The organism is uncultured Agrobacterium sp. (assembly GCA_913777615.1).
GTDB lineage: Bacteria > Pseudomonadota > Alphaproteobacteria > Rhizobiales > Rhizobiaceae > Agrobacterium.
The window spans coordinates 1-25,082 of sequence record CAJYTK010000010.1 but is presented as its reverse complement, the minus strand read 5'-3'; the positions used below and the strand labels follow the sequence as shown (position 1 = coordinate 25,082).

Annotated in this window: 24 protein-coding genes and 1 tRNA gene; 9 read left to right on the top strand and 16 right to left on the bottom strand. The window is 57.7% G+C overall.

The features are described 5' to 3' along the window. Window positions 1-9 precede the first annotated feature (9 nt). Window positions 10-85: transfer RNA gene (locus QZ862_RS09025), tRNA-Thr, on the top strand. Window positions 86-271: 186 nt separating this feature from the next. Continuing rightward, a complete protein-coding gene (locus tag QZ862_RS09020) occupies window positions 272-511 on the top strand; it encodes a hypothetical protein (RefSeq protein ID WP_296099175.1) in 240 nt (79 codons plus the stop codon). Window positions 512-593: 82 nt separating this feature from the next. On the opposite strand, the gene QZ862_RS09015 is transcribed toward QZ862_RS09020, so the two are convergent. The 6 genes from QZ862_RS09015 to QZ862_RS08990 all read right to left on the bottom strand — a co-directional run bounded on the left by QZ862_RS09015 (window position 594) and on the right by QZ862_RS08990 (window position 7,804). After that, window positions 594-1,703 (bottom strand): endonuclease/exonuclease/phosphatase family protein, encoded by a 1,110-nt coding sequence (locus QZ862_RS09015; RefSeq protein WP_296099172.1) that lies wholly within the window; start codon window positions 1,701-1,703, stop codon window positions 594-596. Window positions 1,704-1,764: 61 nt separating this feature from the next. Beyond that, the gene (locus QZ862_RS09010; protein WP_296099171.1) at window positions 1,765-2,793 is read right to left on the bottom strand and encodes an ABC transporter ATP-binding protein; all 1,029 of its coding nucleotides are present in this window, start codon (window positions 2,791-2,793) and stop codon (window positions 1,765-1,767) included. Beyond that, the gene (locus QZ862_RS09005; RefSeq protein WP_296099169.1) at window positions 2,781-4,475 is read right to left on the bottom strand and encodes an iron ABC transporter permease; all 1,695 of its coding nucleotides are present in this window, start codon (window positions 4,473-4,475) and stop codon (window positions 2,781-2,783) included. Before QZ862_RS09005 ends, QZ862_RS09010 begins: the two co-directional genes overlap by 13 nt. Before the next feature lie 9 nt (window positions 4,476-4,484). After that, a complete protein-coding gene (locus QZ862_RS09000; protein ID WP_296099167.1) occupies window positions 4,485-5,471 on the bottom strand; it encodes an ABC transporter substrate-binding protein in 987 nt (328 codons plus the stop codon). An 89-nt stretch (window positions 5,472-5,560) separates the two neighbouring features. Further along, on the bottom strand, window positions 5,561-6,394 hold the full coding sequence (locus tag QZ862_RS08995; protein WP_296099164.1) for a PhzF family phenazine biosynthesis protein: 834 nt from the start codon (window positions 6,392-6,394) through the stop codon (window positions 5,561-5,563). A gap of 165 nt (window positions 6,395-6,559) precedes the next feature. Continuing rightward, entirely contained in the window at window positions 6,560-7,804 is a 1,245-nt protein-coding gene (locus tag QZ862_RS08990; RefSeq protein ID WP_296014801.1) for a PLP-dependent aminotransferase family protein, read from the bottom strand. 240 nt (window positions 7,805-8,044) lie between these two features. On the opposite strand from QZ862_RS08990, the gene QZ862_RS08985 reads away from it, so the two are divergent. Next, window positions 8,045-8,497 (top strand): RbsD/FucU family protein, encoded by a 453-nt coding sequence (locus tag QZ862_RS08985; protein WP_296099162.1) that lies wholly within the window; start codon window positions 8,045-8,047, stop codon window positions 8,495-8,497. 48 nt (window positions 8,498-8,545) lie between these two features. Here QZ862_RS08985 and QZ862_RS08980 read toward each other — a convergent pair whose 3' ends face one another. From QZ862_RS08980 to QZ862_RS08965, 4 genes are all read right to left on the bottom strand, one after another. Beyond that, a complete protein-coding gene (locus QZ862_RS08980; protein ID WP_296099160.1) occupies window positions 8,546-9,049 on the bottom strand; it encodes a nuclear transport factor 2 family protein in 504 nt (167 codons plus the stop codon). Window positions 9,050-9,184: 135 nt separating this feature from the next. Continuing rightward, window positions 9,185-10,204: a ketol-acid reductoisomerase gene (ilvC, locus tag QZ862_RS08975; protein ID WP_296014809.1), complete on the bottom strand. Its 1,020-nt coding sequence runs from the start codon at window positions 10,202-10,204 to the stop codon at window positions 9,185-9,187. 45 nt (window positions 10,205-10,249) lie between these two features. Continuing rightward, window positions 10,250-10,903, bottom strand: coding sequence for a TetR/AcrR family transcriptional regulator (locus QZ862_RS08970; protein ID WP_296014909.1), 654 nt, complete (start codon window positions 10,901-10,903; stop codon window positions 10,250-10,252). Window positions 10,904-11,059: 156 nt separating this feature from the next. Next, a complete protein-coding gene (locus tag QZ862_RS08965; protein ID WP_296099158.1) occupies window positions 11,060-11,488 on the bottom strand; it encodes a helix-turn-helix domain-containing protein in 429 nt (142 codons plus the stop codon). Window positions 11,489-11,598: 110 nt separating this feature from the next. Between QZ862_RS08965 and QZ862_RS08960 the strand changes: the two genes are divergently transcribed. Further along, window positions 11,599-12,486, top strand: a complete 888-nt coding sequence (locus tag QZ862_RS08960; protein WP_296099201.1) for an SDR family oxidoreductase — start codon at window positions 11,599-11,601, stop codon at window positions 12,484-12,486. A 79-nt stretch (window positions 12,487-12,565) separates the two neighbouring features. On the opposite strand, the gene QZ862_RS08955 is transcribed toward QZ862_RS08960, so the two are convergent. Further along, window positions 12,566-13,480 carry an AraC family transcriptional regulator gene (locus QZ862_RS08955; protein ID WP_296036413.1) on the bottom strand — a complete coding sequence of 305 codons (915 nt, stop codon included), beginning with the start codon at window positions 13,478-13,480 and terminating at the stop codon, window positions 12,566-12,568. A gap of 187 nt (window positions 13,481-13,667) precedes the next feature. On the opposite strand from QZ862_RS08955, the gene QZ862_RS08950 reads away from it, so the two are divergent. Beyond that, the gene (locus QZ862_RS08950) at window positions 13,668-14,714 is read left to right on the top strand and encodes an NAD(P)-dependent alcohol dehydrogenase (RefSeq protein ID WP_296099156.1); all 1,047 of its coding nucleotides are present in this window, start codon (window positions 13,668-13,670) and stop codon (window positions 14,712-14,714) included. A 61-nt stretch (window positions 14,715-14,775) separates the two neighbouring features. Here QZ862_RS08950 and QZ862_RS08945 read toward each other — a convergent pair whose 3' ends face one another. Further along, on the bottom strand, window positions 14,776-16,062 hold the full coding sequence (locus QZ862_RS08945) for an NAD(P)/FAD-dependent oxidoreductase (protein WP_296099155.1): 1,287 nt from the start codon (window positions 16,060-16,062) through the stop codon (window positions 14,776-14,778). Window positions 16,063-16,144: 82 nt separating this feature from the next. Then, a complete protein-coding gene (locus QZ862_RS08940) occupies window positions 16,145-16,900 on the bottom strand; it encodes a pyridoxine 5'-phosphate synthase (protein WP_296014819.1) in 756 nt (251 codons plus the stop codon). 24 nt (window positions 16,901-16,924) lie between these two features. Here QZ862_RS08940 and QZ862_RS08935 point away from each other — a divergent pair, with 24 nt between their 5' ends. Next, the gene (locus tag QZ862_RS08935) at window positions 16,925-17,869 is read left to right on the top strand and encodes a MerR family transcriptional regulator (RefSeq protein WP_296099153.1); all 945 of its coding nucleotides are present in this window, start codon (window positions 16,925-16,927) and stop codon (window positions 17,867-17,869) included. A gap of 14 nt (window positions 17,870-17,883) precedes the next feature. Here the strand turns inward: QZ862_RS08935 and QZ862_RS08930 are convergent, their stop codons facing one another. Beyond that, window positions 17,884-19,011, bottom strand: a complete 1,128-nt coding sequence (locus QZ862_RS08930) for an ATP-dependent RecD-like DNA helicase (protein ID WP_296014833.1) — start codon at window positions 19,009-19,011, stop codon at window positions 17,884-17,886. 139 nt (window positions 19,012-19,150) lie between these two features. Here QZ862_RS08930 and QZ862_RS08925 point away from each other — a divergent pair, with 139 nt between their 5' ends. After that, entirely contained in the window at window positions 19,151-20,431 is a 1,281-nt protein-coding gene (locus QZ862_RS08925; RefSeq protein ID WP_296099149.1) for an SDR family oxidoreductase, read from the top strand. A gap of 7 nt (window positions 20,432-20,438) precedes the next feature. After that, complete coding sequence (locus tag QZ862_RS08920; protein ID WP_296076930.1) at window positions 20,439-20,921, top strand: DUF2269 domain-containing protein; 483 nt, start codon at window positions 20,439-20,441, stop codon at window positions 20,919-20,921. Between the two features lie 21 nt (window positions 20,922-20,942). On the opposite strand, the gene QZ862_RS08915 is transcribed toward QZ862_RS08920, so the two are convergent. After that, window positions 20,943-21,536, bottom strand: coding sequence for a LysE family translocator (locus tag QZ862_RS08915; RefSeq protein ID WP_296099147.1), 594 nt, complete (start codon window positions 21,534-21,536; stop codon window positions 20,943-20,945). Window positions 21,537-21,677: 141 nt separating this feature from the next. Between QZ862_RS08915 and QZ862_RS08910 the strand changes: the two genes are divergently transcribed. Next, window positions 21,678-22,523, top strand: coding sequence for an aldo/keto reductase (locus QZ862_RS08910; RefSeq protein ID WP_296014869.1), 846 nt, complete (start codon window positions 21,678-21,680; stop codon window positions 22,521-22,523). Between the two features lie 160 nt (window positions 22,524-22,683). Here the strand turns inward: QZ862_RS08910 and QZ862_RS08905 are convergent, their stop codons facing one another. After that, window positions 22,684-24,606: a methyl-accepting chemotaxis protein gene (locus QZ862_RS08905; protein ID WP_296099145.1), complete on the bottom strand. Its 1,923-nt coding sequence runs from the start codon at window positions 24,604-24,606 to the stop codon at window positions 22,684-22,686. Between the last annotated feature and the right edge of the window lie 476 nt (window positions 24,607-25,082).

Genomic DNA, 25,082 nt, shown 5'->3' with positions numbered 1-25,082 from the left:
CACTGGATTGCCCTTGTAGCTCAGTTGGTAGAGCACCTGATTTGTAATCAGGGGGTCGCGGGTTCGAACCCTGCCGGGGGCACCAGTTACATTTCCCTATTGGAAATCGCCTCCTCGAAAACATCTATGCTGCTTTGGCACGGCACCGGCTCTGTTATCCTGCCCGTTTGCTATCATTTTGGGTCCAACCGCCAAAAAGCTTGCGCTGCTGGAAAAAGTGTGGCTCTGACAACCGCACTTGGGCTGAGCATCAGCCGGAACGAATAGGAGCATGACGGTGAGTGAATTGACGGTAAAGGACGCAACGGATCGCATCTACGAATCCTTGCGCGCAGATAACGCCGATATCGATCTGCACATCGCCAATCTCAAGGCCGCGCTGAAGAGCGAAGGCTTGAAGGAAGCGACATTCGACGCGTCCAAGCTTTCGCATAACAACCGCTCCGGACGTAAGCTGATGCAGGCCTATTTTCGCCAGCGCGGCGTAACCGTTAAGTTCGACGGCGTTTAACACGCCTCTCGACACACGGTGTCGTAGGTCGTGCGACTTCGAACTGAACCACGCGGTATCCGCAGTGGCTTGGGGCGTCGGGTTATTCCAGATCCAGCGTCATTACCACCGGGCAATGGTCCGATGCCTTGGGCCGGTCCCAGCCGGTTCGTGGATAGCGCTCCACCTCCTGCCCCGGCGGGAAGACGGTGCGGTATGGCTGACCGGCGCGGATGATTTCCGGCACGCGCTCCGCATTGCGCTCCGCAAGGCTCTGTGAAAGCAAGATGTAATCGAGCTGGCAAAGATGCTGCTCCTGCGGGCCGCGGGAATGATAAAGCGTCCACCGGTCCATTTCATCGCGGCGTTGCATCGGGTTGATGGCAAAGCCATCTCTTGTCAGCAGGTCTAGCGCGCTGCGCGCCTCCGCCACCGGCGTAAAGCTGTAGCCGCTTCGGCGGTCGCCCTTGATGACGATCCGCTCCTGATAATCATTCATATCGCCGCAGATAGCGAAGTTCACATGCCGCGCCTGGTCAACGCCGAAGCGATCCTCAATGATGCGGCGGATGCCGCGCACCTCCGCCTCCCGCACCGGCATGGTGCCAAGCCTCGCATCAGTCGATTCGCGGGCATTGCTCATCGATTTCAGATGGGTAACGAAGAGCGAGAAAGGCTTGCCGCCGATCCTCAGATCAAGCTCGAGACAGTCACGTTTGAAGATCTTGTCATCAATAGCGTTGGTCAGTTTCAGCTCGTCATTGAAGAGATCGAAGTCGCGGTAGGTTTTCGATGCATGGCTGCGAATATCGACCAGTTCGATCTTCTCGCCGTCACGCGTTTCGTCGCGCATGACAACAGCCACATCGATACCGCGGCTGTCATTGCCTTCCAGCAGATATTTGTGCCGATAACCATTGCCGACCATGCGATAGAGATAGCCATATTCGAAGGCTTGCAAGGCCGCCATGTTATCGACTTCCTGCAGGCACAGAATATCGGCATCCGCATCGGCAATGGCAAGTGCCGAAAGCTGGCGTGTGTCATCGGTGGAAGCGAGCATTCGCGCGCTTTCCAGCGCATTATAGGTGGCTTCATCCCGCACATCGAAAAGCTGCATGGCGCGGTCGCGGCGGGTCTGGTTGCGAAACCCGGTGAAATCGAAGCGGGTCATCAGGTTTTCGATATTAAAGGTGGCAAGCCGAAGCGACATGAATCATTCCCGTATGAACGTCCAGCTTAGCCGCTTTCAAATGGAAACCAAGTCACCGACATTACAAACGCCAGGCCGAGCGTATGATGACGGGATAGGCCGCACCAAGCGCTGCAGAGTCTCGGGAATAGGCGCGCAGCACCTGTCCATCCGGTAGCGTCAAGCGCAGGGCGTATCGTTCTCCCTCGTAAAGAATATTGCTGATGCGGCAGACAATGCCCTGGGCATCCTGCAACACATCCTGCGGACGAACGAGAATGTCCCTCACTGGGGACATGGGCGCATCGTTCCGCATGGCTGGCTTCAGCATGTCCCAGCTCAATGCTCGCGGAGCATCGTCCGGCAGACCGAGTGAAATAATGGCGCCCTGCCCCACCAGCGAACCGACAAGCCGGCCTTCCGGCCTTGCGTAGAGCTCAGCGGGTGCAGCCATCTGCAACAGCCTGCCTTCCGACATGACAGCCACGTCTGTTGCAAGCGCCATGGCTTCGGCCTGATCATGCGTGACATAAACCATGGTTGCGCCGGAGGTCGCATGGAATTCGCGAAACGTCTCCTCCATCTCCTGGCGCAGATGCCGGTCAAGATTGGCAAGCGGCTCGTCCAGAAGCACCACGTCAGGCTCCGTCACAAGGCAGCGGGCCAGCGCCACGCGCTGACGCTGACCGCCGGACAGCTCCGAAGGGCGGCGATCGGCATAGGCATCGAGCCGCACGGTCGATAGCGCATCCATCACCTTGCGGCGATAACGCTCGCCGGAAATGCCCCTCACCTTCAACGGATAACCGGTATTCTCCGCCACCGTCATGTGCGGCCAGAGCGCGTAGGACTGGAAAACCATTGCCATATTGCGCCGTTCCGGTGGCACCATGCTGCCAGCATCAGCCAGCACCCTTTCGCCAAGAAGGATCGCGCCGTCGCTTGGCTGCTCGAAGCCTGCGATCATCCGCAGAACCGTGGTCTTGCCGCAGCCGGACGGGCCGAGCAGAGCGAGAAAGCCGCCATCGCGGATCGTCATCGACACATCGTTGACCGCGGGTTTGCCGCCGCCAAAGCTCTTCGAAAGGCGATTGAGGATCAGTTTCGCCAAGGCACAACTCCCTTCGGCAGCTTGCGGCCGAGCAGTTCGAGCAAGAGCATCAGCACGATCACCATCGCCACCACCAGCACGGAAAGTGCCGAGGCAAGATCGAAGCTGCCGCTATCATCGAGATTATAGATCACAACACCGAGCGTCTGGGTGCCTGCCGACCAGAGCAAGGCAGAGACCGTCAGCTCATTGCAGGCAATCAGAAAGACCAGAATGACGGAGGCACCCGCTGCGGGGCCGACGAGCGGCAAAATGATATCCTTCATCCTTCGCCAGAACCCGGCACCGGAAAGCCGCGCCGCTTCCTCCAGCACCGGATCGAACTGGGTAAAGGCGCTGACCATGGGTTTCAGGCTAACGGCGAAGAAGGAGGAGAAATAGGCAAGAAGGATGATCCAGAGCGTGCCGTAAAGCGTGATGCCGACAAGCGGGATGGGTGCAGCGAAGAGCAACACATAGGAGACGGAAATCACCACGCCGGGCAGCGCATAGGGAATATCGACCAGCGCCGACAGCAGGAACATGAACCGGCTTTTGCCCATCACAAGAAAATAAGCGGTCAGCACAGTCACCAGTAGGAGACATAAGGATGTGGCCGTCGCCAGAAACAGCGAGTTGACGAAAGCCGTGCGCGTCACCGACTGACGAAACAGGATTTCCTCATAGGCATGAATGGTCGCCGTCTTCAACGTCAGCGGCACGCCATAGGCGGGCGCAAGCGAACTTGCCACCAGCGCGGCCAGCGGCGCGACGAGAATAATCAGGATCGCGAGCCACAGAAGCGCCTCGACAATCAATCGCCAGCCGCCGAGCTGGAAGGTCGCAGCCTTGCCGGAAAGACCGATGATGCGGTAGTCACGCCCCTTCATCGCCCGTTCCTGAATGGCAAGGCCGAGAACGGAGATGATGGCAATCATGCCCGACAGCATGGCGATGTCGCCAAAGGTGCTGCTGCCGAAACTGGAGAAGCGGCTGTAGATCAGCGTCGGCAGGGTGAAGATGGAGGCCGGGATACCGAGGATGGCGGGAATGCCGAAATTGCCCACACCCGAAACGAAGGCGATGGCTGCGCCTGCAATCAGCCCCGGCATGGAGAGCGGCAGGATGATATCTTTCAGCACCTGCCAAGAGGATGCACCCGAAAGCTTCGCCGCCTCGATCCCGTCCTGCGGAAGCGCCAGCAGCCCTGAACGCAACGACAGATAGACGAGCGGCGCATGCTGGACGCCGAGAAGCAGCGAAATCCCGAAGATCGAGTAAAGCGGCTGGGCAGAGCCAAGCGCCGGCGCCATCCCGATGGCCTTCAACAACGTGCTGGACGGTCCGGTCATGCCGATCCAGGAAAGCGCCGTCACCTGCGGCGGAATCATCATTGGCAGCATGAAGAGGAAGCTTAAAATCGACTTGCCCCGAATATTGCAGAGCGTCAGCGCCAGCGCAAAACCACCGCCGATCGCAAGCGAAATCAGCATGCCGAAAAACGAGGTGGAGAGCGTGTTGACCGCGGCCTGCCACAGCGCCGGATCGCTGAGAAGCGGCCATATGTCACCCTTCAGTGATGAAAGGATGCCGGTATAGGCCAACCGTCCCAGCGGCAACGCGCTGAGCATGAAGACGACGATAATGACAAATGGAAACAGCCAGCGCGGCTGGCTGCTTCCCTTGGCTGATATGACTGGCATGAAAAAGGATCAGCCCTTGGAGCCGCCAAAGATATCGGAGAAGGTCTTGAGGTCCTTTTCGGAATTCTTCAGCGCTTCAACCGGGTTCAGTGGCAGCACCTTGATCTGGTCGCGCGACGGGAAGCCAGCTGGCAGGGCAACATCGTTGCGCGCCGGAATATAGCCGAGCTTGACGAAGCCTTCCTGACCCTTGGTGGAGAGCACATAATCCACGAACTTCTTGGCGGCATCGGCATGCTTGGTGTGGGCCAGAATGCCGACGGGCTCGGTGACGGCGGACACGCCGTCTGTCGGGAAGACGAACTCGACCGGAGCGCCCTTTGCCTTCTCGCGGATCGGCATGTAATCGACAACCACGCCGTAAGCCTTCTCACCGGAAGCGACGGATTTCAGCACAGCACCGTTACCACCGGCGGCAATCGCGCCATTGTCCTTCAGTGCCTTGTAGTAATCCCAACTTAGACTTGGAACAGCGGCAATCGTCTGCGCGTGGATCAAAGCCGCACCCGAGGTCAGCGGGCTTGGCATGGTCACCAGCCCCTTGGCTTCCGGCTTCTCCAGATCCTTCCAGCTCGTCGGCTTCATCGCGGCCTGCGTGTTATACATGATGCCGGTGGTGATGAGCTTGGTGGAATAGTAATAGCCATCCGCATCGTAGAGCGAGGCATCGTAATGCGCGGCCTCCGGCGACTTGTAGGCCATCAACTGACCGGCTTGCTTCATGCGTTCCAGCGTCACCGTATCGGCAATCAGAAGAACGTCGGCAACCGGATTTCCCGCCTCGATCTCGGCCATCAGCTTGGCCATGATCTTCGGCGTTCCGTCACGAACCCACTCGATGTCGATACCGGGATTGGCAGCCTTGAAGCCATCGACAGTCGCCTGGGCATCCTCATTCGGCTGGCTGGTGTAAAGCACCAGATCTGCGGCATTCGCGGCGCTCATCAAAAAGCCGAGCGACACGATGGCGGTGAAGGCGGAAAGAAGCGTTTTCATGAATCCAGTCCCTGTTTGGAGTTGGGACCGCTAAAACATACCTGCATAACATGTATGTGACAGACAGGATTTGTCTGTCACATTCGCCGTTAAAGCGTGATCTTTCCCTCAATCAAGGAGGTGACCTGCCCGCCGATCCAGATATCGTCACCGATCTTGTCGACGCTGACACGCCCTGCCCGGCCAAGAACCGTACCCTGGCTGGCGACATAGCGTTCTGGAGCCACGCCAGCACCGATCAGCCACTGTGCAACGCCCGCATTGAGGCTTCCCGTCACGGGGTCTTCACCACCTTCGAAGAAAGCGCGCACTTCGAAATCGGCATCGATCCCATCGTCCTGCTGGCATTGCGCAACCACGCCCACCTTGAACCCGCCGAGCGCCGCGAAGTCCGGCTCGATGCCGATAACATCGTCGCGACTTCTGAGAAGCAGCGATACCCAACCTGGACCATTATCCGTCCAGCTTGCATCCAGGATCACCTCTGGTGCCAGCGCCAGTGCCGCCGCGATCTGCGAAACAGAGGTCGGATCGACCGGACCGAACTTGCGCAATGGAGGCGCTGCAAAAGCCAGCCTTTCGCCGGTGACTCTGATCTTGATCAGCCCGGCCGCACATTGCTGGACGATCTCGTCTTTGCCTGTCTGCCCGGAATGCGCAAGATAGACACGGCAGGTGCCGAGTGTGGGGTGACCGGCAAAGGGCAGCTCGCCGGTGGGCGTGAAGATCCGAACCCGGTAATCCGCACCCGCCACCGTCGGCTTCATCAGAAACGTCGTCTCGCTGAGATTGGTCCAGTTGGCGAAAGCCGCCATCTCCTCATCGGACCAGTCATGCGCGTCGCAGACGACCGCAAGCGGGTTGCCCTTCAGAGGCATGGCGGAAAAGACATCGACCTGATGAAATGGGTAGGTTCTCGCCATGGCGCATATCCTTCGAATGGGAGGCGTTGTGTCTGTGCGAAGCGTCGTAACAGCAACGCCGTATCGCGCGGATGACGGAGCAAAGCATCACGTCAAATGCTGGCCGCATTCAAATCGGCCAGCAGAGGCTCGTCGGTTAAGGGCGTAACAAGCCCGCCCCTTGCCTTATACGATCGGCATTGTTGCCTTGGTCGTGGTCTCGGCATTGGCGATCAGACGACCAAGACGCTTGATGCCCTCATCGATCATCTGCTCATTGGCGCAGGAGAAGCTGATGCGTAGCGTATTGCTGCCCGAACCATCGGCAAAGAAAGCCTTGCCCGGAACGAAGGCAACACGCTCGCTGGCAAGCGATTGCGCCAGAAGCTCCGCGCCATCGAGACCTTCCGGCAGCGTCACCCAGATGAACATGCCGCCTTCCGGCTTTGTCCAGCGTGCAGTCTTCGGCATGTAGTTGTCGAGCGCCGTCAGCATGGCATCGCGGCGCGCACTATAGGCCGCCTTGATCTTGGCGACCTGCTTGTCGAAGCCGCGCGATGCCACATGCTCGATCGCCATCTGGTTGATCGTCGAGGAATGCAGATCCGCCGCCTGCTTCATTAGCACCAGCTTGCGGATGACGGGCATTGCCGCAACCACGAAACCGACGCGAAGACCTGGCGCCAGCGTCTTGGAGAAGCTGCCGGAATAGATGGTGCGGGTCTTTTCGATACCGCCATTGCGCTCGATATCGAGCGCCAGGATCGGTGTGACCGGCTCGCCATCGAAACGCAGGTTCTGATAGGCGCCATCCTCGATAACCGCGATATCCAGCTCATCGGCCAGTTCCAAAAGCTTCTTGCGGCCTGCAAGATCGACCGTCTCACCCGTCGGGTTGGAGAAGTCGGCAGAGAGATAAGCAAACTTGACCGAACCACCGGCCTTGGCGGCGTTGTCGCGATAGGTTTCCGGTGTGCGATTGCCACCCGGATTGAGCTGGTCATAGGTCGGCTCATAAGCATTGAAGGCAGACAGCGCACCGAGATAGGTCGGCCAGGTCACAAGCGCGGTATCGTTCGGCGACAGGAACAACTTGCCGAGATAATCCAGCGCCTGCTGCGAACCGGATGTGATGAAGACGTTATCGACCGAGCAGTCGATGCCGATCTTCGCCATATCCTTGACGATCCATTCGCGCAGTGGCTTGTAGCCTTCGCTCACCGAATATTGCAGAGCGGAGCTGACCTGGGCGCCAGAGAAAATATCCGCATAGGCCTGTTTGAAATCCGCATCGGGAAACAGCGCCGGATCGGGAATACCGCCTGCGAAGGAAATGATGTCCGGCTGATCCAGAAGCTTCAAGAGCTCACGGATTTCGGAGGCTTTCATCCGCGATGAACGCGTGGCGAAGATTTGTTCCCAATCGAGCATGGGTCTGTTTCCTCATATTTCGTTTTATGACGCAAATAGGTACAGAAACGTCGATAGGTCAGCAATACTGACTTATCGGTTTTCGGTACGGTTTTCGAGATTTTTTGCGTCCTCTCCCAAGTTGCGGACATCCCATACAATCTCTTCAAAGACTTCACAATCTGCTTGCCGATGGATTGACGGGCGACAAATTTAAGGATGGATTGCGGCCCAACTGATTTGCTGTTAGGAGGAGACGAAATGCTCAAGAATATCCACCCTGCGCTCAACGCCGATGTGCTGCACGCGCTGCGCGCCATGGGCCACGCCGACACGCTCGTCGTGACCGACACCAACTTCCCATCCGACAGCATTGCCCAGCACACCGCCGTTGGTCAGGTGCTGCGGATGGAAAACCTCACCTCCGCTCAGGCTATCAAGGCCATCCTCTCGGTCTTCCCGCTCGACACACCGTTGCAGCCCTCCGTCGGTCGCATGGAAGTGATGGGTGCACCGGACCAGATCGAGCCGGTCCAGCAGGAAGTTCAGGCCGAAATCGACGCTGCCGAAGGCAAGTCCGCGCCCATGTATGGCATCGAGCGCTTTGCGTTCTACGAGAAGGCCAAGGACGCCTACTGCATCATCACCACAGGTGAACTGCGGTTCTACGGATGCTTCATCCTGACCAAGGGCGTGATTTATCCTGAGGCATGATTTGACCGTGAACGCAGCTTGAACTGAAAGTTACGGTTTGGCGACCCATCAAGCCTGTGGCAGTTCTCGCCCAGTCACGTCATCGTTCTCAAGCTGCGCGATGGACTCGCGCAGCTTTTTTCCGTTCGCGCTGCTGGACAGCAGGTGGGACGCGTCATCCAGATCGACGCCAATAGGTGTCCCCTGATGAAAACGTAGTTTCCAGCCATCACCGTGACGGCTCCAGATGGAAGAGCGATTGGCCCGCTCAATCTTGTCGCCGTAGAGCACTTCGCTCACATAGGTCACCTGCACGACGTCCGTAGAGAGATGCCGCGCATGAAAATTCAAAAGCGGGATGGTCGATTTTATGTCCTGCCCAGGTTCAGCTTCGATCAGCATCTCCGCGCGATCATATGTTCTCCCGGATCGCCCAAACTCGAAAAAATCCTGAGCAAACACTTCGTCCATCAGCGAAACGTTGAAGCGCGTCTCAGCGATCCACAGGCTCTCTTCCAGTCTTCGGATGCCATCCAGCTCGGACGCCAGCAATGGTGTGTCGTGTTCGTGCATAATCACGTCCTTTGCAATCCCGAAAAACGAAACCAGCTTTCTCTTTCGACCGCAAGAAGAAGGGCGCGGAAGTTTCCCTCCGCGCCCTCGCATATTTCAGTCTGCTTTGCCTGACGGCGCAGGCGCCAGACCGTCTTAGTTGACGGCCTTGTCGACCAGCTTGTTCTTGCCGATCCAAGGCATCATGCCGCGCAGCTTCGCGCCGACTTCTTCGATCTGGTGAACGTCGTTCATGCGGCGGATACCCTTGAAGCGGGCAGCACCCGAACGGTATTCCTGCATCCAGTCGGAGGTGAACTTGCCGGTCTGAATGTCGTGCAGAACGCGCTTCATTTCAGCCTTTGTTTCAGCAGTGATGATGCGCGGACCGGTGACGTATTCGCCCCACTCAGCCGTGTTGGAGATCGAGTAGTTCATGTTGGCGATGCCGCCTTCATAGATCAGGTCGACGATCAGCTTCACTTCGTGCAGGCACTCGAAGTAAGCCATTTCAGGCGCATAACCGCCTTCGACCAGCGTTTCGAAACCAGCGCGGATCAGTTCGACGAGACCGCCGCACAGAACGACCTGTTCGCCGAAGAGGTCGGTTTCGCACTCTTCCTTGAAGTTGGTTTCGATGATGCCGGAACGGCCGCCGCCAACGCCACAGGCGTAGGAGAGTGCAAGTTCAAGAGCATTGCCGGAAGCGTTCTGGTGAACGGCAACGAGGCAAGGAACGCCGCCGCCCTTCTGGTATTCGCCGCGAACCGTATGGCCTGGGCCCTTCGGTGCGATCATGACGACGTCGAGCGAAGCCTTCGGCTCGATGAGGCCGAAGTGAACATTGAGGCCGTGGGCAAATGCGATGGCAGCGCCGTCGCGGATATTGCCGGCAATCTCAGCCTTGTAGATGTCAGCCTGAAGTTCGTCAGGTGTTGCCATCATCAACAGGTCGGCCCACTTGGCAGCTTCGGCAACCGTCATGACCTTGAAGCCATCGGCTTCTGCCTTCTTGATGGTCGGCGAACCGGCCTTCAGAGCGATGACGACATTGTTGGAGCCGCTGTCCTTCAGGTTCAGCGCGTGCGCGCGGCCCTGCGAACCGTAACCGACGATAGCGACATTCTTCGCCTTAATGAGATTGAGATCGGCATCACGATCGTAATAAACGCGCATTTCTTGGTCCTTCCCTATTCAAAACCAGATGATTGAAGCCGGAACTCAGGCGAGTTTGCCGCCCTTTTCCGAATGTACCTTTTCCGTCCCGTAGAGCGTCAGGAAGGCGGCAACCGCCTTGCGCGCCCGAGCGGAAAAATCCTTGGCCTGCGCTTCGCCGAGCAACATGCGCACATGCAGATCGGTAACGATCAGGCCATAAAAACTGCGATAGGCATCTTCCAGATCGTCAAAGCGCAGGTAACCGCAACGGCGCCCGGCCTCTATCAGACCACGAGCACGCTTGTCGATCTGACGACGCCCCCGCTCCAGAAGCAGATTGCCGAGCTTGGAGCCTTCACGGCTCGCCTGCCCGATGGCAAGACGGTTCAACGCCAGCGACACATCGCCTGCCAGAACGTCGAGCAGGTCATGCGCAAAAACTTCAAGGTGATCGACGAGTTGCGGAGCTGTGACACGATCGCCCGCCTTCTCGAAGGTGCGAACCTTGCTCTGCTGAAAGCTGATCATCGCCGCCAGCAGACCATCGCGGTCGCCAAACCACTTATAGAGGCTTTCCTTGGAACAGTTGGCTGCGCGTGCCAGACCAGAGGTCGTCAGCGCCTTTTCTCCACCCTCGACCAGAAGACGCAATGCCTGCTCCAGAACGGCGTTCTGTCGCGGCGAAAATTCCTGCGCTGTGATCGGATCGGTCCCCACCTTGTCCACTCCACTCTCGATTATGTACCGTACGGTACGGTTCGAGCGACATTTAAGCGGAGCGCTTGTCAGGGTCAAGCAGTTTTTTTAGACGAAGAATGCGAATTGATGCGCCGCAATATGAGACACGCTCAACTTGCGAGCTAAGACAGAGACTTACGGGATGGCGTCGAACTCTGTTCGCGCCTTCTTTACCGCATCATGGTTATCGAGCGCCCAATTGATGACCTCCGACAATGGCAGGTAAAGCGACCGCCCCAACGCCGTCATGCTGTATTCGACGCTGGGCGGCTTGGTGGGAAACACTTCACGGTGAATGTAGCCATCCCGCTGCAGGTCGCGCAGTGTTTGGGTCAGCATGCGTTGTGAGATATCCGGTACCATGCGGCGTAACTCGCCAAAACGATAGGGTCGCTCGGCGAGCGCCTGCAACAGCAGCGTCGACCATTTCCCACCAATGTGATTGAGTAGATCGCGCACCGGGCAATTGTCGAAATCAAGATTGGCAAAATCCGGTAGGGGTGCCGACGATTGGGCTCGAGCCGAGGTGTCGGCCGGTTTCAAGCGTGAGACTGTCGCGCCCATGGCGGTGGTTCCCTTCTGGTAACGTAGGGCGCTAGAACTGCCTTCTTTACACCGGTCAGTCAATTCCTATTTTAGAGCTACTCTCTTTTCGAGACCAGCAAAGGAAATATATTATGAGCAAGATTCTCGTGACCGGTGCCTCCGGTCATCTCGGCCAGGCCGTCATCCGTCATCTCCTGGAAACCTATCACGTCCCGCCCTCCGATGTTGTCGCCGCCAGCCGCGATACATCCAAACTCGCAGGCCTTGCCGCAAAGGGCGTCGAGACGCGCGCAGCCGATTTTGACGACACGGCCTCGCTGGAGAAAGCGTTCGAAGGCATCGACACGCTGCTCATTATTTCCACCGATGCGCTTGCCGTTCCGGGTCAACGTCTGAAGCAGCACAAGGCGGCGGTTGCCGCTGCTGCAAGGGCGGGTGTCAAGCACCTCGCCTATACGTCCATGCCAAACCCGGACAAGTCGCTCGTGACCTTTGCCCCCGATCATCTCGGCACGGAAGACGCCGTCAAGGCAAGCGGCCTGCCCTACACGATCATCCGCAACGCCTGGTATCTCGACAACTACCTGCACGGGATGCCGCACAATCTGGCGGGTGGGCAGTGGTTTACCGCAATGGGCAACGGCAAGGTTTCCAATATTTCGCGCGACGACTGCGCTCGCGCTGCGGCAGCGGCGCTGGCCAAGGGCAAGGCCGAAAACAAGACTTACACGCTGACAGGACCCGAACTTCTGGATGCGGACCAGATCGCAGCGCTCGTATCCGAAGCGGCTGGCAAGCCGCTCGAGGTCGTCAAGGTATCGCCGGAGGATCTGCAAAAGGGCATCGAAGGCGCCGGCCTACCCGGCTTCGTCGCGGCTATGCTGGCTTCCGCCGATGCTAATATTGCCGCCGGCAACTTCGAGATCCTGACGGATGATTATGAAACCCTGACAGGCAAGAAGCCTCAGCCTTCCGAAGACTTTTTTAAAGCGAACAAGGCAGCTTTGGCCGGCTAAGAACGAACGTTTTTCGCCGTGCTGGCCTCCAGCAGCACGGCGGAAGACACGAGCTTAAGCTTTGCGTAAAAGGCGCACTCTACTCCGCAGCAGTGCTCATGCTTTCGCGCGACGCCTCGACATCTCTCGCTGGTGACATGCCATAGACTCGGGCATATTCCCGACTGAACTGCGACGGGCTCTGATAGCCCACTCGATGACTGGCGGTTCCGGCATCCAGCCGCTCCAGCAGCATCAGGCGGCGCGCCTCATGCAGGCGCAACTGCTTTTGATACTGCACCGGCGTCATCGCCGTCACCGCCTTGAAATGCTGGTGGAAGGACGACACGCTCATTCCCACCCTTTCGGCAACATCCTCGATGCGGATAGGACGGGCGTAATTTTCTCGCAGCCACGCGATGGCACGGGCAATCCGGTTTCCGTGACTATCGACCGCCAGAATATTCATCAGCTGACCGCCCGCAGGTCCAGTCAGGATGCGGTAAAGGATTTCCTGCTCGATCAGCGGCGCCATGGCAGGGATCTCTGCTGGACGATCGAGCAAACGCAACAGGCGCGTCGTGGCGTCCAGAAGCTCGGGCGTTGCGGCATTCACCACGATGCCGCGCTGGCTGGGAACGGCAGTTGGCGAGCGCGCAATCCGCGCACGGCTCATCACATCCAGAAGCTTCTCACTACTGATAGCAATCGATATGCAGAAGTGTGGCACCTCGCGGCTTGCCTCCACCACGCGCCACGCCACCGGCAGATCGAATGACGTCAGGAGATAATCTCCCGCCCCGTAATTAATGGTGTCGGTGCCGAGCTGAAGGCTTTTGGCGCCCTGAATGACCATGGCGAAACAGGGATGATAACTGCCGTGGCAGGGCGCACTCGGGCTGGAACGTTTGCTGAGCCGCAGAGCGTCGATTTGGGTCGTCACTTCCCCTTCATCCTGCGCGTAGCGGGCGGCAATGGAAACGATTTCCTGGTAAGGGCTAAAAGGCAGCGTCATCGAGCGAAAACCTTGAGGCAAACGGCAGTTCCGTTGAGACATATCTAAAATGCCTTGCCCTTCTCGCAAAGAGGGCGCGTCTTACTTTTGTAGAATTATGCAAGAAGCTCGGAGGATCGCTCTACCGCTCTTTCGCGTTAGGGGCGCATGATCAACCATCCCATTCCACAGCTGAAAGGAACTTCAGATGGCTACTGCAAGAGGTTATGCTGCAACAGACGCGTCCAAGCCGCTAACGCCCTTCACCTTCGAGCGCCGCGAGCCGAACGAAGACGATGTCGTCATCGACATCAAATATGCGGGCATCTGCCATTCGGACATTCACACCGTCCGGAATGAATGGAAGAATGCGGTCTATCCAATCGTCCCCGGCCACGAAATCGCCGGCATCGTCACCGCCGTCGGCTCCAAGGTCACCCGCTTCAAGGTCGGCGACCATGTCGGCGTCGGATGCTTCGTCGATAGCTGCGTTGGCTGCGCCACTCGCGACGTGGATAATGAGCAATACATGCCAGGCCTCGTCCAGACCTACAACTCGGTCGAACGCGACGGCAAGACGGCAACGCAGGGCGGCTATTCGGACCATATCGTCGTCAAGGAAGGCTACGTTCTTTCCATTCCGGAGAACCTGCCACTCGACGCGTCCGCACCTCTTCTGTGCGCCGGCATCACCCTCTATTCGCCGCTCAAGCACTGGAACGCCGGTCCTGGCAAGAAGGTCGCTATCGTCGGTATGGGCGGTCTCGGCCATATGGGCGTGAAGATCGGCGCGGCCATGGGTGCCGATGTCACGGTCCTGTCGCAGTCGCTTTCCAAGAAGGAAGACGGCATGAAGCTCGGTGCGAAGGATTACTACGCTACGAGCGATGCCTCGACCTTCGAGAAGCTTGCTGGCGCCTTCGACCTCATCATCTGCACCGTTTCTGCAGAAATCGACTGGAACGCTTATCTTGGCTTGCTCAAGGTCAATGGCTCCATGGTCGTGGTCGGCGCGCCTGAAAACGCCATTCCGGTTCACGCTTTCTCGTTGATCCCAGGCCGCAAGAGCCTGTCCGGTTCGATGATCGGCTCGATCAAGGAAACCCAGGAAATGCTGGATTTCTGTGGTCAGCACAACATCGTCTCCGAGATCGAGAAGATCGACATCAAGGACGTCAACGAAGCCTATGAGCGCGTGCTGAAGAGCGACGTGCGCTACCGCTTCGTCATCGACATGGCAACGCTTGACGCGTAACTCGCCGCGATTACCGGTAGATAAGAGAGAGGCGGGCACCGGATGAGCCCGCCTCTTCTCGTTAAGACGCCTTCCCGACAGGCTGCGTCTCATCCTTCAGTGTATCGCACTGGGTAATCAAACGCGCACTGTGCTGGCCGCTGAGGTAAATCCAAAGCCAACTCCAGGCGACAGCAAGCCTGGAGCGAGTACCGATCAGGAAGTAAATATGGGCAAGTCCCCATATCCACCAGGCAACAACGCCCTTCAGCTTGATCTTGCCAAAATCGATGACGGCCGCGCGCTTGCCTATGGTGGCAAGATTTCCCTGATGCACATATTTGAACGGCGCTGGCTGTGACCGTCCGGTCAGTTGGGCCTTGATGACCTTGGCGACATGGCTGCCCTGCTGCTTGGCGGCGGGCGCGATACCCGGCACGGGTTTGCCGCCCTCTTGCTGAACAAGCGCCGTATCGCCAATGACGAAGACGTTCGGATCATCGGCAATATGAAGATGCGGGCCGACCTCGGTACGACCAGCCCGATCTGCCGTGACGCCAAGCCACTGCGCGGCGGGGGAAGCTTGCACCCCGGCCCCCCAGATAACGGTCCGCGCCGGAATGAAATGATCGCCGATCTTGACCCCCTCTTCGGTACAATCCGAGACAGGTGTGCCGAGCATGACTTCCACGCCGAGTTCTTCAAGCGCCCGCTTGCTATATTCCGACAGATCCTCGGTAAAGGCAGGCAGCACGCGCTGTCCAGCCTCCACCAGAATGACCCGCGTCTTGCGCGTATCGATATTGCGAAACTCCGGAGGCAGCACCTTTTTAGCGAGATCCGCAATCATACCCGCCATTTCAACACCCGTCGGGCCGGCGCCGATCACAACGAAGGTGAGATAAGCCTGTTTGACCTCCTGCGTCTTCTCCAACTCGGCGCGTTCGAAGGCAAGAAGCAGTCGCCTACGGATGGTGGTGGCATCTTCCAGTGTCTTCAGGCCGGGCGCATATTTTTCCCAGGCGTCATTGCCGAAATAGGCGTGGCGCGCACCAGTGGCGAGCACCAGCGTATCAAACGAGACCCTATCGCCATTGGTCAGATGAACGATTCGATTCGTCCGGTCGACGCCGGAAACCTCGGCCAGCATGGTCGAGACCTCCGGCCTGTCACGAAACAGATGGCGGATAGGCCAGGCGATCTCCGATGTCGCGAGCGCGGTCGTTGCGACCTGATAAAGAAGCGGCTGAAAAAGATGATGATTACGACGATCGATCAGGGTGATGCGCACTGGCGCGCCTTTCAGACCATGAACCGTCTGCAACCCGCCGAAGCCTCCGCCAACGACGACGACATGATGTTCCTGCATGACACTTGCCCTCACTGCAATGAGAAAATCAAACCGCGCAGGTTCTACGCGGTTTCATTGTAAGGGCAAAAACTGACATTAGTTATGAAATGGCCTGACCGCAGGCCCGGCAAAAACGCCGGACGGTTTCGGCCATACCGAACTCCAGCGCATCCGCTGTGAGCCCGTGGCCGATCGATACTTCGGCAAGGTCGGGGATACGCTTTACCAGCGCGGGCAGGTTTGCGACGGTCAGGTCATGACCGGCATTCACGCCCAGTCCTAATTCCGTGGCAATATCGGCGGTCCGTCCGAGTTTATCGATCCACTCGGCGGCAGCCTCGGGACTATCGTAGCAGCCACCATAGGGCCCGGTATAAAGCTCGATACGGCTGGCACCTGTGGCGGCAGCCAGTTCCAGCGCCGTCCGGTCTCCGTCACCATCCGCAAACAGCGAAACGCGCATGCCGCGGGCCTTGAGGCGCGAGACGACGGTCTTCAAAAAATCTGCGTGTTTGCGGAAATCCCAACCGTGGTCAGACGTCGCCTGCGACGGATCATCCGGCACCAGGGTAACCTGCTCCGGCTCGGCCTCTTCGCACAGCAGGAGAAAGTCCTCGGTCGGATAGCCCTCCATATTGAACTCCGCCCCCGGAAATTCATCATCGATCAAGGCGCGCAGAACCGGCAGGTCGGAGAAGCGAATGTGACGCTGATCTGGTCTAGGATGAACCGTCAGCCCACTTGCCCCGGCTTGAAGAGCAATGCGCCCAAAAGACGCCACATCCGGCCAAGGCAGATCGCGGCGATTGCGCAGCATGGCGATGGCATTCAGGTTGACGGACAATTTCGTTGGCATTTTTTCCTAATCCCGGACCTTATAATGATGGCCATTCAAGGCTTCATCTGTTCCCAATTATTTCGGCAACGCGCAAGTGCCAAAAAAATTACCTCTCCATGGAACCATTATTCATCCAGCGCGTTACGCAGGTTCTGGATGGGGACTGATATGACGCAATCTATTTCATTAGATAATACTAACGTTGACTTGACTTTAGACGCGGTTCTTCTGGATGATATTGGTGTAAACGGGGTGGCTGATCTTCCGGTTCGACCGGGTGTTGCAGCCCAAAACCGACCATGGAGCGATAAGTCCGTGAGTAAGGTCGATAATGCGTCCATGTCATCGCCTATGAAGGCTCAGAGAGCCTTTCTTCCAGAGGTCAAAATTCCGTCTTCTCTTCCAAGCGAGCCTGTCGTCATCGCCGATATGGCAAATCTTTTTGGCGTGACGCACCGGACATTGCATTTCTATGAGGAAAAGAAAATCCTGTCGTCAGGTCGAATGGGGCTGATGCGGGTATATTCTCACCAAGACGTACATCGCATGGCCGTTATAAACCTCCTGCGTGAAATCGGTGTTCCGGTCGCAGCCATCCAGGACATTATGGGTCAACTGGATAACGCATCCTCACAGGAGGAAGCTGACGATATCTTCCAGGTCGCACTCGAGACGCGCAAGGGCGAGCTTGCAATAGAAATGTCTTCCGTTCATCGCCAGATCGATCAAATCCGCAACCTTCTGGATTTCAGCGACGACCACGATTGCGATCCCGACCAGGACTCGATTGCCGATTTGACAGAGCAGGAAACCACCTGCCTTGAACTGATGTCGGAAGGTTATTCCTCAACCCGTATGAGCCGCACTCTCGGCATTTCGGCTGACGAGCTGAACCTGTTGGAGGAAAGTCTGCTCGGGAAATTTGGCGTCAACAACCGATTTCAGGTTGTCGCAAAAGCTCTGACCATGGGTGTCATCCAATCATAATGCAGGCCTGAACATCATCGAACGATGGTGAGGGTCTCCGCAGCACGCGTCACAGCGGTGTAAAGCCAGCGTTCGCGCGTATCTCGAAAAGCATAGCTTTCGTCAAACAGCACGACATTGTTCCATTGCGAGCCCTGCGCCTTGTGAACCGTCAGCGCGTAGCCATAGTCAAACTCGTCGTAACGCTTGCGCGTTGACCACGGTATCTCTGTCTCGCTCTCCTCGAAGGCAGCCTTCAATAATTTGATCTTCGCCGCACCGCGATCCATATCGTCGTCTTCCGGCCTGATCATCAGATTGATGCCTGGTTTGACCGTTTCCCGGGATGAACTCATCACCTGCCAGAGCGAGCCGTTGAGCAGCCCCTTTGCCGGGTCGTTGCGCAGACATACGAGCTTGTCGCCGGATTGCGGATAATCCGCTGAAAATCCTTTCAGTTCGCGCAGACGCTGATTGTAGCGCTTGCGCGTCCGGTTCGTGCCAACCAGAACCTGATCCGCATCCAGAACCAGCGACTGCGTCACCTCCGACTTGGAGATCACCTGCGCGGTGCCGTAGTCGCCGCGCATGATTTCGCGTCCCTCACGCACATCCATGGCAAGCTGGATAATAGGGTTGTCCTTCGCCTGACGATGGATTTCCGACAGAAGATAATCCGGCTCCTGCTCAGTGAAGAAACCGCCGCCCGAAACAGGCGGCAACTGGCCTGGATCGCCCAGAACCAGAACAGGCGTGCCAAAGCTCATCAGGTCCTTGCCAAGCTGTTCGTCCACCATCGAGCATTCATCGATGATGATCAACGCTGCCTTGGCAAGCGGACTTTGCCGATTGATCGTGAACATCGGCGCGATGGACGTCTTGCCGGTTTCCTCGTCTTCGACGGCCTCTTCGCCACGAGGCCGGTAGATCAGCGAGTGGATGGTGCGGGCATTGGAGGCCCCACGCGAACGTAAAACCTGCGCGGCCTTGCCGGTGAACGCTGCAAACAGCACTTCGCCGTCAACGTGTTCGGCAAAGTGCTTTGCAAGTGTGGTCTTGCCCGTGCCTGCATAGCCGAAGAGACGGAACACCGGCGAGCGGCCTTCCTTCAACCAGCGCGAAACAGCCTTGAGGGCCTCATCCTGTTGCGGAGAAAATTGCATTCTTCCTCTTCGCAGGATTCGAGCGGCAAGCGCAACAGAAAAAGAACGAAAGAAGAATGTCGCGCCCGAAAGCGACTGGAAATCGCAACTGCCGGAGGCAGACGATGGCATGCAACGTCACATTTGATTAGATAGAGGCATGAAGATATTGATTCTTGGCGCAAGCGGCTTCATCGGCTCGGATATTCTTCGCAGGCTTCACAATGACGGCCATGTAGTGACGGGCCTGGCCCGCAACACCGTTTCCGCCCGCCGAAAATTTCCTCTTGCCAACTGGATCGAGAGCGATCTGGCGCAGATGAAGGACGCTGCGAGTTGGACAGAGCTTGTTGCGGATCACGAGGTCATCATCAATTGCGCAGGCGCGCTCCAGGATGGTCTGGCGGACAATCTCTCCGCGACGCAGCTGGATGCGATGCTTGCGCTCTATGAGGCGTGCATCCGGGCACACGGCAGGCTGGTCATTCAAATCTCAGCGCAAACCTCTGGCACCGCTGCCGACTTACCGTTCCTGGCGACTAAACGCGGTGCCGATGATGCCCTTGCCGCAAGTGGATTGCCGCACGTCATCTTCCGCCCTGCCCTTGTTATTGGCCGCAACGCCCATGGGGGTACAGCCCTCATCCGGGCCTTGGCCGCTCTTCCCCGCGTCGTTCCGCTCGCACATGCAGAGAGTCCCGTGCGTGTGGTCTCGGTCAACGATGTCGCCTCTGCCGTGTCGCGCGCTGTCAGCGGTCATATCGCACCGGGAAGCGACCTGCACCTGGCAGCCGATGAAGTCATGACGTTGAGCCAACTCGTAGCACTGCATCGCCAGTGGCTTGGTCTCCCTCCTGCGAAGTCTGTAGCCCTCTCGCCTGCCATTGCGAAAGCCGTCAGCCTGATGGCCGACCTTGCGGGACATCTGGGATGGCGTTCACCGCTTCGGTCCACCGCCATGGCAGTCATGTCGGAGGGCGTCTCGACAAAGGCGCAGGCAAATACGCTTGCAGTCGCGACGGCATCCGAGACTCTCGCGCGTCATCCTTCAGCCGTACAGGATCTCTGGTTTGCGCGGCTCTACCTTTTGAAGCCGCTCATCATCGTTTGCCTGTCGACGTTCTGGTTGCTCTCGGGCCTCGTTCCGCTTGCCAACGTCGAAAACGCAGCAAGCCATTTCTTTGCACTTTTGTCTGGACCCGTAGCCACCGCGCTCACACTTGTCACCTGCGCGGTCGACATCGGCCTCGGCCTTGCTGTCGTCATCAAGCGGTTCTCAAGAAAAGCCATGCAGGGCATGCTGCTGGTGACGGCCTCATACCTCTTCGGCGCCACGCTTGTGGAACCCTCGCTCTGGCTCGATCCGCTCGGACCCCTCCTTAAGGTGTTGCCGTCGATCGTCCTGACGCTGGCCGCAATCGCGACGCTGGAAGAACGGTGAGCGCTCCATGCTGGAGGAATTGATCCGTGCGGCCCATGTCATCGGTGCTACGGTGCTTCTGGGCACGGGAGCAGGCATTGCTTTCTTCATGGTCATGGCGCGCCGGACCGAAAATCCAAGCCTCATCGCCCATGTTGCGGAAACAGTGGTGATCGCGGATACGGTTTTCACCGCAACCGCCGCGATCTTTCAGCCGATAACCGGATACATTCTCGCACGCCTTATTGGTTGGCCGTTGACGCAAGGCTGGGTGTGGGTCTCACTTCTGCTCTACGTTTTTGTCGGCCTCTTCTGGCTTCCCGTCGTCTGGATACAGATGAAGCTGCGCGATATCGCCAGAGCGTCCGCTGCCGCCGGCTCCCCCCTTCCGCCGCGATGGTTCAGTCTGTATCGCATCTGGTTTGCCTGCGGTTTTCCAGCTTTCTTCGCCGTCATCGCCATTATCTGGCTGATGCTGACGAAGCCCGACATCCCGTTCGGCCTCGGCTAAAGCTTTCCTCACGGGAGGTTTTCACTTCAGCATCGGCCAGAGGCTGACGACGAGCAACACCGCCATGGTGATGTTGAACCATTTGAGCCTCACCGGAACGGACAGCCATTCGCGTAGCGCAGAGCCAAACGCTGCCCATGTCGAAACGCTCGGAAGATTGACAGCCGCAAAGGCGATGCCGACAAGGACAACCGTCGTTGTATAAGCTTTGTCATCGGTATAGGTCGCCATTGCCGTAACCGCCATCACCCACGCTTTTGGGTTGACCCACTGGAACGCGGCTGCCGCCAGGAATGTCATCGGTTCGCCAACGGCCTCACCTTCGCTCAAGGTTCGCGACGTTCCGATTTTCCACGCGATCCATATGAGATAGGCGCCGCCTGCAAATTTAAGCACAGTGTATAATAAGGGAACGGCGTGCAGTAGCGCGCCAAGCCCTAACCCGACGCCGATCAAAAGCGAAAAGAAGCCTGCAGCGATACCGAACATATGCGGGATCGTCCGTTGAAACCCGAAATTTACCCCTGAGGCAAACAGCATCATATTATTCGGCCCTGGCGTTATCGATGTCGTGAAGGCGAAGAGCAGAAGTGCGATAAAAGTCTCGGTTGTCATGAAGGTCCCCTTGCGCACCACTTTAAGCGTTGGCCGGATCTAGAACCAGCAAGCGCCAAGAATGGGATGGCACAGAATTTTTGATGGATCGGGAGGCGAACCTTTCGGTTTACTGACAGATATCAGTCTGAGGAGACCTCCATGTATGACGAGATACCAACCCTCACTCTTCCTTCGGGAAAAAACATCCCAGCACTCGGCATAGGCACCTGGAACATGGGCGAACGGCAGACAAACGAGGCTGAGGAGATCGCAAGCATCCGCAAGGCAGTCGAACTAGGAATGACAGTGGTCGACACGGCGGAAATGTACGCTGACGGGCGCTCCGAAGACGTTGTGGGGAAGGCAATTCGCGATCTACGCCAGGACGTGTTTCTTGTTAGCAAGGTCTACCCATTCAACGCCAGCTCAAAAGGCACCATCGAGGCGTGCGAGCGCAGCCTTTCGCGCCTCGGCGTAGAACAACTGGACCTCTATCTCCTGCACTGGCGCGGTTCTCATCCGCTGGAAGAAACTGTAGCGGCCTTCGAAACGCTGAAGCGGTCCGGCAAGATCATCGATTGGGGTGTCTCGAATTTTGATACCGAGGATATGGAGGAACTGTTTGCAATCGAGAATGGCACCAATTGCGCTGCAAACCAGGTGCTCTACAATTTGTCCCGGCGCGGAATAGAATTTGACCTTCTGCCCTGGTGCCAGGATAAGGGAATCCCGATCATGGCCTACTCACCGATCGAACAGGGACGGATCTTGGGCAATCATGATCTGATCAAGATCGCCAAAGCCTATCAGGCCACCCCGGCACAGGTTGCACTCGCGTTCCTGCTTGAGCGAGACGGCGTGCTCGCAATTCCCAAAAGCGCCCGACCCGAACGGGTCGAAGAAAACCGAGGCACCACCGATCTGGAAATCAGCGACGACGATTGGGCGGTTCTCGACGCCGCGTTTCCTCCGCCAACCAGGAAGACCTCGCTCGCAATGTTGTAAAGCATTTTCATGGACTTGGCGTGATCAGCGGAATCGGTTTCGCAAGACAATGTGGACGCGACACTCAGGAAGAACGAAACCGCGCGATGTCGCCGCGCGAAAAAAAGCCGGACGACCTCAGCGTCCGGCTTTATCAATCTAGCGATGGCTCAAAGTCCTATCAGAACTCTTCCCAGTCCTGCTTGACGGCAGCGTTGCCACCGAAGGCCGTGGCGATCTTGCGACCAAGAGCGCGAGCCGGCGACGCAGCCGGACGTTCGGCGGAGGTTGCAGGCCGAACCGGAGCTTCGAACGTATCCGAGAGCTTGAACTGTCCGAGAAGCTGGTTCAGCGACGAAGCTTCGCGAGCAAGACCATGGCTCGCAGCCGTCGTCTCCTCCACCATCGCCGCATTCTTCTGCGTGTCCTGGTCCATCTGGTTCACAGCGGTATTGATCTGCTGCAGGCCGGAGGACTGTTCCTGTGCTGCCTCCACAATCGCCATCACATGGCGATTGATCTCCTGCACTTCCGACACGATCGTCTCCAGCGCCCGGCCCGTCTCGCCAACGAGCTCGACGCCTTCCTGAACCTGATTGTTCGAGGTGGAGATCAGGCCCTTGATATCCTTGGCAGCGCTGGCGGAACGCTGAGCCAGTTCGCGCACTTCCTGGGCAACAACGGCAAAACCCTTGCCCGCCTCGCCTGCGCGTGCCGCTTCGACGCCGGCATTGAGAGCCAGAAGGTTGGTCTGGAATGCGATCTCGTCGATAACACTGATGATATTGGAAATCTCACCGGAAGACTTCTCGATCCGCTCCATGGCAACCACGGCCTTGCGAACGACATCACCGGACTGTTCCGCGCCGGTGCGCGCCTTGGCGACCAGTTGACCGGCCTCCTGAGCGCGACGGGTCGAGTCCTTCACAGTCGTGGTGATCTCCTCCAGTGCCGCTGCGGTTTCCTCGACCGAGGCTGCCTGCTGCTCAGTGCGCTTGGCAAGATCGTCAGCCGCAGCGCGGATTTCGTTGGCACCGGCATCGATACCACGGGCATTTTCCGCGACACGGGTGAGAGCCGACTGAAGCTTCTCGGCAGAAGAGTTGAAGTTCTCGCGAACGGTATCGAGATGCGCGACGAAAGGTTGGCTGATGCGGTAGGACACATCGCCTTCCGCAAGACGCGAAAGCGCATTGGCAAGATTATCGACCGCAAACTGCGTGTTCGCCGCTTCCTTGGCCTTCTGCTCCTCGCGCGCAATTCGCTCCTTTTCCGACAGGCTGCGATTGGCGTCTGCTTCCTGTTCGAGGCGAACGCGCTCAAGCGCGTTATCACGGAAAACCGCGACCGCTTTCGCCATTTCGCCCAATTCATCCTTACGGCCAAGACCCTCAACCTCGTCGGTGACGTTGCCCGAAGCCAGTGTCTCCATCCGCTTGCGCAGCCGGTCGATGGGACCAGTGATCCCGCGAGACGATACCAGCAATGAAACGGCTATCGCGGATGCGAAGAGTAATCCAAGCGCGACGAGGGAGTAGAGTATCGTTGAGTTGGTAGTAGCAGAAAGAGTATCAGAATCAGCCACGACATCCTGCAGCGTCTTCTCATTCAACGCGCGGATATCCAGTCGCCAGGACGCGATTTGCGCGTTGACTTCGGTCAGCTTGCGGCGCGCGGTCAGAAAATCACCGTTCTTCATCATCACCCACACTTCATCTGTGGCCCTGACAATGGCATTCGCCCGATCGGTGATGCCAGAGAGAGTGGTACTGATTTCCGGAAGAAGTTTCGGCGCACTCTCAAGTCGGGACAGGAGCGCGGCGACATCCTTTTTGTATTCGTCCTGGATTTCGGTTGGCTTGAGGCCTTGCTCTGACCGCAACAAACCAAGCGTCGTGTCATAGCCCAAGGCCACCAGGGATGTGTTTGCCCGGAATAGCTCGGTCGCGGCGGCGCTATTGTTTGCAATGATGTTGGAGTACGTCGTATCGGCATTTTTGTAGTTGACTGCAACTAAGCCAACACCGCCCAGACCGACCAATGAAACCGGAAGAATGAGACTCAGTATCTTGGTCCGAATTTTTGCATTCTCAAAAAACGACATATGCCCTCGCTTAAGTCAGGCTGCAGATGACAATAGCGACCGCCAGCCGCCACCCCTCCTTGGGCTGCGGATCATTGCTTCGTCGATCTTGATGAGACGCACCATCATAGCGCGAAAACCGATGATCGTTATATGCCGCGACGAATGTATAAAAGTTTAACCGGGAGGGCGCCGACGAAGACGTTAAAAATAAAATCGTTATACATCATGACCTTACGTAACGTGAGACAACGATTGGGGGAGCCGAACGCTTACGACCAGTCGGCATCGTCGACCAAGGCATAGCTAACGATCGATACTTGATCTACAGCCCAGAAGCTTGTCGGAAGGCGACTTAGAGCGTTTCCTTGTTAAATAGAAACGTTCTGCCGGAGCAGGTTTTCGTCAGGGCAAAGGCGATTGGCGAAGGGCATACCCAAAGGTACGGTCGAGCCGATCGCCTTTGAGCCTGGCGGAAAGATGACCGGCCCTTCGGG